This is a genomic window from Galactobacter sp. (genome assembly GCF_022712295.1).
Lineage (GTDB): Bacteria > Actinomycetota > Actinomycetes > Actinomycetales > Micrococcaceae > Galactobacter.
On the sequence record NZ_JALAGT010000019.1, the window covers coordinates 25,339 to 32,983 of the forward strand.

Annotated in this window: 8 protein-coding genes; 2 read left to right on the forward strand and 6 right to left on the reverse strand. The window is 65.7% G+C overall.

The window, feature by feature from the left end; all coding sequences use genetic code 11:
- Positions 1–18: 18 nt before the first annotated feature.
- On the forward strand, positions 19–465 hold the full coding sequence (locus tag Q0A15_RS01545; protein ID WP_291277779.1) for a DUF3515 family protein: 447 nt from the start codon (positions 19–21) through the stop codon (positions 463–465).
- On the opposite strand, the gene Q0A15_RS01550 is transcribed toward Q0A15_RS01545, so the two are convergent.
- The 6 genes from Q0A15_RS01550 to leuC all read right to left on the reverse strand — a co-directional run bounded on the left by Q0A15_RS01550 (position 466) and on the right by leuC (position 7,107).
- Positions 466–1,596 carry a D-alanine--D-alanine ligase family protein gene (locus Q0A15_RS01550; RefSeq protein WP_291277780.1) on the reverse strand — a complete coding sequence of 377 codons (1,131 nt, stop codon included), beginning with the start codon at positions 1,594–1,596 and terminating at the stop codon, positions 466–468.
- Entirely contained in the window at positions 1,593–2,618 is a 1,026-nt protein-coding gene (locus tag Q0A15_RS01555; protein ID WP_291277781.1) for an NAD(P)H-dependent glycerol-3-phosphate dehydrogenase, read from the reverse strand. The genes Q0A15_RS01550 and Q0A15_RS01555 overlap by 4 nt, the downstream gene beginning before the upstream one ends.
- Positions 2,618–3,415, reverse strand: a complete 798-nt coding sequence (locus Q0A15_RS01560) for a 1-acyl-sn-glycerol-3-phosphate acyltransferase (RefSeq protein ID WP_291277782.1) — start codon at positions 3,413–3,415, stop codon at positions 2,618–2,620. Before Q0A15_RS01560 ends, Q0A15_RS01555 begins: the two co-directional genes overlap by 1 nt.
- A complete protein-coding gene (gene murA / locus Q0A15_RS01565; RefSeq protein ID WP_291277788.1) occupies positions 3,415–4,743 on the reverse strand; it encodes a UDP-N-acetylglucosamine 1-carboxyvinyltransferase in 1,329 nt (442 codons plus the stop codon). Before murA ends, Q0A15_RS01560 begins: the two co-directional genes overlap by 1 nt.
- 136 nt (positions 4,744–4,879) lie before the next feature.
- Positions 4,880–5,512: a 3-isopropylmalate dehydratase small subunit gene (gene leuD, locus Q0A15_RS01570; RefSeq protein WP_291277783.1), complete on the reverse strand. Its 633-nt coding sequence runs from the start codon at positions 5,510–5,512 to the stop codon at positions 4,880–4,882.
- Between the two features lie 146 nt (positions 5,513–5,658).
- Positions 5,659–7,107 (reverse strand): 3-isopropylmalate dehydratase large subunit, encoded by a 1,449-nt coding sequence (gene leuC / locus Q0A15_RS01575; protein WP_291277784.1) that lies wholly within the window; start codon positions 7,105–7,107, stop codon positions 5,659–5,661.
- A 132-nt stretch (positions 7,108–7,239) separates the two neighbouring features.
- Between leuC and Q0A15_RS01580 the strand changes: the two genes are divergently transcribed.
- Positions 7,240–7,645, forward strand: a 406-nt coding sequence (locus Q0A15_RS01580; RefSeq protein WP_291277785.1) for a helix-turn-helix domain-containing protein, incomplete at its 3' end; no start/stop codon positions are given.

The window sequence follows — 7,645 nt, forward strand, 5'->3', positions numbered from 1 at the left end:
GGGTTCAGGGCGCGCAGCGTGGCGGCTCTTGGCACGCTCGCTGTCGTGACACCCGTGCTGGCCGCCTGCACTTCGGCGGAAACCGTACAGCCCGCCCCGTCCGCCACGGATCCAGGGTGCGCGCAGGTCATGCTGGACCTCCCCAAGGAACTGGATGGCTTGGAGAAACGCACCACCCCCAGCCAGGCCACCGCTGCGTGGGGTGCCCCTGCTCGCATCATCCTGCGCTGTGGCACCAAGGATCGCGGTCCCACCTCGGATCCGTGCACCACCGTGGGCGAGGTCGACTGGGTCTCCACCGAGGAATCCGAGACGAAGTGGCGGATGACCGCCTATGGCCGTGTCCCCGGTATCGAGGTCAACCTCGACACCGAGCATGTGTCCAGTTCCAACGTGGCCGAGGCTCTGGCCGAGGCCGTGAAGAACGTCCCTGCTGAGAAGAAGTGCCAGGAGGCACCCCGATAATCAGCGCAGGCCGGTCTTGCGATGTAAGGCCAGCTGTAAGAGCTCATCCACCAGTTCGGTGTAAGGGACGCCCGTGGCCGCCCACATCTGCGGGTACATGCTGTGCGGGGTGAAACCGGGCATGGTGTTGATCTCGTTGATCACCCAGTTCCCTTCCGTGTCCAGGAAGAAGTCCACGCGTGAGAGACCCTCACCGCCCACGGCTTCGAAGGCACGCACAGCCTGCTCGCGGATGCCCTCGGTCTGTTGGGCCGTCAGGTCGGCGGGGCACACAGTCTGTGCTGCGGCCGTGTGGACGTACTTGGTGTCGAAGTCGTAGAAGCCCTGGAGCTCGGCGTCCACCACGATCTCGCCAGGGTAGGAGGCCCGAGGCAAGGTGGCTGCACGGCCGTCGAGGACACCGCATTCGATCTCGCGGCCGGTGATGCCCTGTTCCACCAACACCTTGGGGTCCTCCTTGCGGGCCACCTCGATGGCCGCCACCAGGTCGTCCCCGACGTCCACCCGGGTGATACCGACCGAGGACCCCGCGCGGGCAGGCTTCACGAACACCGGGCGCTGCAGGTGCTCGCAACGCTGCACCGCGGCCTGCGGATCACGTAGCCAGTCCCGGTCGGTGATGACCTCGTAGGGTCCCACGGTGAGTCCGGCCGCCTCGAACGCCAGTTTGGACAGGTGTTTGTCCATGCCGAGGGCGCTCGCTGCGACCCCGCAACCCACGTAGGGGATGCCGGTCAGCTCCAGCATTCCCTGCAGGGTCCCGTCTTCGCCGTAGGGACCGTGCAACAGGGGCAGGACCACGTCGATACGACCCAACTCGGACAGGACACCCGAGGGGTTCACGCTCTGCACGGTCGAAGCGTGCTGGGTCCCCGTGTCCCCCAAACGCACGTGCTCGCCGCTGTCCGTGATCTCCGGGGTGTGACCTGATGCCAACGCGTCGGGGTCAAGCACCTTGGAGGAAGGATCCACGAGCTGCCATGCGCCGGAGCGGGTGATCCCCACCGGAACCACGTCATAGGCTGCCGGGTCCAGGGCACCCAGAACGCCGGCCGCGGTCACGCAGGACACCGCATGTTCCGAAGAGCGCCCTCCGAAGAGCAACAGGACCCTGGGGCGTTGGGCAGTCATCGACGCTTCTCCTCCGACTTCAATTCACGATCAAGCAGCTTCCGTGCCATGTCCGACACGGGGGCCTTACCCTCCACCACGGCCACCACGGCCTCGGTGATGGGCATCTCCACACCGTGGGCTGCGGCGAGGTGCGCCACCGCGGCACCTGACTTGATGCCCTCGGCAGTCTGAGTCATCAGTTGCCCGACCTCCTCGAGGGTGTTCCCCTCGCCGATCAGCCGGCCGGCCGTGTGGTTACGCGACAGCGGCGAGGAGCAGGTCGCGACCAGATCGCCCATACCTGCAAGCCCGGCCATGGTCTCTGCCTTACCACCCATGGCCAGCACCAGACGTGTGGTCTCGGCCAAACCGCGGGTGATGACGGTGGCCTTGGTGTTGTCCCCCATGCCGAGCCCGTCGCAGATACCCACGGCGAGGGCGATCACGTTCTTCACGAGCCCGCCGAGCTCCACACCGATCAAGTCGGTATTGGTGTACGGACGGAAATAGCCGGGACTGCAGGCCTGGGCCACCCATGCCGCCACTTCCTCGTCGTCCCCGGCGACCACGGACGCGGTGGGTTCGTTGCGAGCAATCTCTCGTGCCAGGTTGGGGCCGGAGAGGACCAGCACCCGTTCTGAGGGGACCCCCGCGACTTCGGTGACCACCTGAGACATACGCAGGTCGGTGCCGCGTTCCAGTCCCTTCATGAGGGACACCACCACGGCGTCGGGCGAGATGGCCTCGCCCCATGCCTCCAGCTGGGACCGCAGCGACTGCGCGGGTACGGCAAGAATGACCAACGAGGCACCCTTCAGCGCCTCCCGCGGGTTCACCGTGGCGGAGATATTGGCCGGAAGTGCGGTGTCGCCCAAATATGTGGAGTTGGTGTGGTGCTCATTGATCTCCTGCACCACGGCATCGCGACGAGCCCACAACACCACGGGCACACTGGGATCGGAATCGGCCAGGACCTTGGCGAACGTGGTTCCCCACGATCCTGACCCCATCACTGCGATGCGATTCGGAGCGCTCAACATCAGTTCTTGGTCCTTCCGCCGGCCTGAGCTGCAGGAGCAGTCGGATGTCCGGTGAGGCTCTGGCCGTGTTCCTCCGGGTCCCAGGGGGTCTCGGGCGGCGTGTCGCGCGGACGGAGTCGAGCGACCTCTGCCGTGAGCGCCGCAACAATCCGGTCGGTTGCCTCGTTGAGCACCGTCCGGGTGGTCTTGCCCCCACGCAGGTCATCCAGATCCACTGGATCGCCTGCGCGCACCGTCACGTGCTTCCGAGGGAACGGGTGGATGCGTTTGGCATAGGGAGGCAACAACTCCTGATCGCCCCAATGCGCCACGGGTATGACCGGGGCACCGGTCTTCAGTGCCAGTCGAGCCGCACCTGTACGGGCCTTCTGTGGCCACAGGTCGGGGTCCCGGGTCAGGGTGCCGTCGGGGTAGACGACGATGCAGCCTCCGCGATCCAGGACCTGCCTCGCGGTACGCAACGACGCGCCGGCACCGGCTCCACCGCGGTCCACGGGGATCTGGCCGGACTGTGTCAGCAGTTTTCCTACGACGGGGAGCTTGAACAGGGACTCCTTGGCCAGGAATCGCGGATTGATCCCGTTGTCGTACAGGGCCAGGCCAACGGTCACCGGGTCCAGTTCCGTCACGTGGTTCGCCACCAGGATTGAACCGGGAGGGATCCGGTCGAAGCCGCGCCAGGTATGCCCCAAGAGCAGGTTCGCCACGGGCCGGGCCGCGTTGGCCAGGGTCGCGAAACCGATCCGCGCGGCCAGTGGTTCCTTGGTCTGCCCGAGCAGGCGGGGACGACGACGCATCAGGCTCGTCCCCCGGTCTCCTCGACGTCGGCGCCCAGACCGTGGAGCTTGTCCACGAAGTGCTCGTAGCCGCGGGAGATGATGCCGATACCGGAGGCGTTGGAACGCCCCTTGGCGACGAGCGCAGCGATGACGTGGGAGAAACCACCACGCAGGTCGGGGATCGTGAAGTCGGCTCCCTGCAGGGTGGACTTGCCCGTGATCACGGCGGAATGCTTGAAGTCGCGGTTGTTGAAGCGGCACGGGGCGGAACCCAGGCAATGGCGGTGCAGCTGCACCGTGGCCCCCATGCGTTCCAGTGCGTCGGTGAACCCGAAACGGTTCTCGTACACGGTCTCGTGAACGATCGAGACACCCTTGGCCTGGGTCATGGCCACCACCAGTGGCTGCTGCCAATCGGTCATGAATCCCGGGTGGGTGTCGGTCTCCACTACGAGCGGGTTGAGATCCCCGCCCGGGTGGTAGAAGCGGATGCCTTCCCGGACCACGTCGAATTCGCCACCGAGCTTGCGGTAGGTGTTCAGGAACGCCGAGAGATCCTGCTGGTCGGCACCCTGCACCAGGATGTCACCCTCTGTGGCCAGTGCGGCGGAGGCCCACGAGGCTGCTTCGTTGCGGTCCGGCAGCGCGGTGTGGTCGTAGCCCCGGAGCGTTTCGACGCCCTCGATCACGATGGTGCGGTTGTCTTGGACGTTGATGATGGCGCCCATCTTCTGGAGCACGGCGATCAGATCCATGATCTCCGGCTCCTGAGCGGCGTTCTTCAGCTCCGTCACACCCTGCGCCTTCACGGCGGTGAGCAGCACCTGCTCGGTGGCACCGACGCTGGGGTACGGGAGGCGCACCTTGGCGCCATGCAGCCCGTTGCGACCGGAGATGACGGTGCTGTGGTCCGTCTTCGACACGTCCGCGCCGAAGTTGCGCAGCACCTCAAGGTGATAGTCGATGGGCCGATCACCGATCTTGCAGCCGCCCAGGTCCGGGATGAAGGCCTCACCGATGGTGTGCATCAGGGGGCCGCAGAAGAGGATCGGGATGCGGGAGTCCCCGGCAAAGGCGTTGATCTCGTTGCTGGAGGCCGTCTTCGCCGCCGACGGGTCCATGGTCAGGTCCCCGGTCGCTTGGTCCTTCACCACGGTGACACCGTGAAGCTCCAGCAGGCCCGTGACGACGTCCACGTCCTTGATCTCCGGCACGTTCCTCAGCACTGAGGGGCCGTCCCCGAGCAGGGCCGCGACCATGGCCTTGGGAACCAGGTTCTTGGCTCCACGGACCTTGACGGAACCGCTCAGTGGCTGTCCGCCGTTGATCGTGAGCACCTTGTTCAACACGCTTGCACGCACCTCACCTGAAGATTAGACCACCCACGAGTTCCGTGGACCGGATTCATCATACCCAGGCCACCCTGGCGCCGCCGTCCGGCGCGCGAGAGTTCCCTGACAGCGGATTCCTAGGATTCGCCTGTCACCGGGCGCGACGGACCGGGATGAACGGCTCCTCGAACTTGGCCGGAAGGGTCTTGGGCTTGAAGGAGGGCCGCTTGGCCTCGTACGCGGTGATCGCGTCGGCCTGTTGGAGAGTCAGGTCGATGTCATCCAGCCCCTCGGTCAGACGCCACGCGGTATCGGGGTCCACCTGGAACGGCACTGTGAGGGAACCCACGGACACCGTCTTGGAGGGGAGGTCCACCGTGACCTCGGTTCCTGGATTGTTGTCCAGTTCCTTCCAGATCAGTTCGACGTCGCCCTGATCCACCTGCGCTGCCAGCAGACCCTGCTTGCCGGAGTTTCCACGGAAGATGTCCGCGAAACGTGAGGAGATGACGGCCTTGAATCCGTAGTCGCGCAGCGCCCATACGGCGTGCTCACGGGAGGAACCGGTACCGAAGTCCGGGCCGGCCACGAGCACGGTGCCGCGATCGTAGGGCTCCTGGTTGAGGATGAACTCGGGATCCTGACGCCACCGGGCAAAGAGGGCGTCGTCGAACCCGGTCTTGGTGATGCGCTTCAGATACACCGCAGGGATGATCTGGTCGGTGTCGACGTTCGAGGCATGTAGCGGGACGCCGATGCCGGTGTGGGTGGTGAACTTCTCCATGATGTGGATGCTTCCTGACTGAAAAGAAGAAAGAGAGGGGTTCGCGTCGTTCTGGGTGCCTGCCGTAGGCGGGCCGACCCTGCGAAGGCGGGGCGGGCGCGGACGGCGACTGCACCGTCGTCGGGCATGACCGCCGTCGAGAGTACTCAGCCGACAGGCACCAGAGAGGGCAGGTCGGAAGGCGAGGACAGGGTTCCGCGCACGGCCGTAGCCGCGGCGACCAGCGGCGACACCAGGTGGGTGCGCCCACCCTTGCCCTGCCGACCCTCGAAGTTGCGGTTCGAGGTGGAGGCGCAACGCTCCCCCGGCTCCAGCTGGTCAGGGTTCATGCCAAGGCACATGGAGCAACCGGCGAAACGCCACTCCGCTCCGAAGTCCTTGAAGACCTGATCGATCCCCTCCGCCTCGGCCTCGAGGCGCACACGAGCCGAGCCCGGCACCACGATCATGCGCACGTTCGGGTCCTTCTCACGGCCCTTGAGAATTTCCGCGGCCGAGCGCAGGTCCTCAACGCGGGAGTTGGTGCAGGAACCGAGGAAGACCGTGTCCACGCGGATGTCCTTCATGGGCGTCCCCGCGGTCAGCCCCATGTAGTCCAGGGCCTTGGCTGCGTTGATCTTCTCGTTCTCGTCCGTCATGGCCTCCGGATCCGGGACGGGCTGGGACAGGGAGACACCCTGGCCGGGGTTGGTGCCCCAGGTGACGAACGGTTCCAGCTCATCGGCGTCGAGGAACACCTCGGCGTCATAGGTGGCGCCCTCGTCGGTGGGCAGCGAACGCCAGTACTCCAAGGCATCCTCCCAATCCTGACCCTGCGGGGCGTGCGGGCGACCCTTGATGAACTCGAACGTGGTCTCGTCCGGGGCCACCATCCCTGCACGAGCGCCGGCCTCGATGGACATGTTGCACATGGTCATCCGCGCCTCCATGGACAGAGCACGAATGGCCGAGCCGCGGTATTCCAGGACATAACCCTGGCCGCCGCCGGTGCTGATCTTGGCGATCACGGCCAGGATGATGTCCTTGGAGGTCACGCCGGGCTTCAGAGTGCCCTCGACATTGATGGCCATGGTCTTGAACGGCTTCAGCGGCAGCGTCTGGGTGGCCATGACGTGTTCCACCTCGGACGTACCGATGCCGAAGGCCAGGGCGCCGAAGGCACCGTGCGTGGACGTGTGCGAGTCACCGCAGACGATGGTCATGCCAGGCTGAGTGATCCCCAGCTGCGGTCCCACCACGTGGACGATGCCCTGCTCCTTGTCCCCCAAGGAGTGCAGGCGGACACCGAATTCCTCGCAGTTGGAACGCAGCGTATTGATCTGCTTGGCGCTGATGGGATCGGCGATGGGCTTGTCGATGTCCAGCGTGGGGGTGTTGTGGTCCTCGGTGGCGATGGTCTGGTCAACGCGACGCAGCTCGCGGCCGGCCAGGCGCAGCCCCTCGAAGGCCTGAGGGGAGGTCACCTCGTGGAGGAGCTGGAGGTCGATGTAGAGCAGATCGGGGCGACGGTCGAGACCTTCGCCTTCCCCACGGACCACCACGTGGTCCTCCCAGACCTTCTCGGCCAGTGTGCGCGGCCGCGATGTCGTCTCCATCGTCACTCCTTGATACCTAGGTCCCCACGGGGTGTGTGGGCGTTCCCGTCGGATACCACTTTTGCAGCAGGCGCGTCGAGTGTCCACAATGCGGTCTTGCATCTCAACATATGAGATGCAAGGATGGTTGCCATGGAGAACGGAAGCGGAGTCGGGGTCATCGACAAGGCAGCCCAGGTATTGGACGCCTTGGAAGCAGGACCGGCCAACCTGGCGGAGCTCGTGGAGAGCACCCATTTGGCCCGTCCAACAGTGCACCGGCTGGCGCAGGCTCTGACACATCATCGACTCGTGGCGAAGGACGTCCACGGCCGCTTCATGCTGGGCCCACGCCTGGTGGAACTCTCCTCGGCCGCCGGCGAGGATCGCCTCGTCACCGCTGCGGCACCCCTGCTGCTTCACCTGCGCGACCTGACCGGGGAATCCACTCAGGTCTTCCGGCGTCAAGGAGACCACCGTGTCTGCGTTGCCTCTGCCGAACGCCCCGTCGGTCTCCGCGACACCATTCCCGTGGGCACCCAACTGACCATGAAGGCCG

What these genes read in the sequence shown, in the direction of transcription:
- leuD (WP_291277783.1), bottom strand. Translation starts at nt 5,512, where the DNA reads ATGGAGAAGTTCACCACCCACACCGGCATCGGCGTCCCGCTACATGCC.
- leuC (WP_291277784.1), bottom strand. Translation starts at nt 7,107, where the DNA reads ATGGAGACGACATCGCGGCCGCGCACACTGGCCGAGAAGGTCTGGGAG.
- Q0A15_RS01550 (WP_291277780.1), bottom strand. Translation starts at nt 1,596, where the DNA reads ATGACTGCCCAACGCCCCAGGGTCCTGTTGCTCTTCGGAGGGCGCTCT.
- Q0A15_RS01555 (WP_291277781.1), bottom strand. Translation starts at nt 2,618, where the DNA reads ATGTTGAGCGCTCCGAATCGCATCGCAGTGATGGGGTCAGGATCGTGG.
- Q0A15_RS01560 (WP_291277782.1), bottom strand. Translation starts at nt 3,415, where the DNA reads ATGCGTCGTCGTCCCCGCCTGCTCGGGCAGACCAAGGAACCACTGGCC.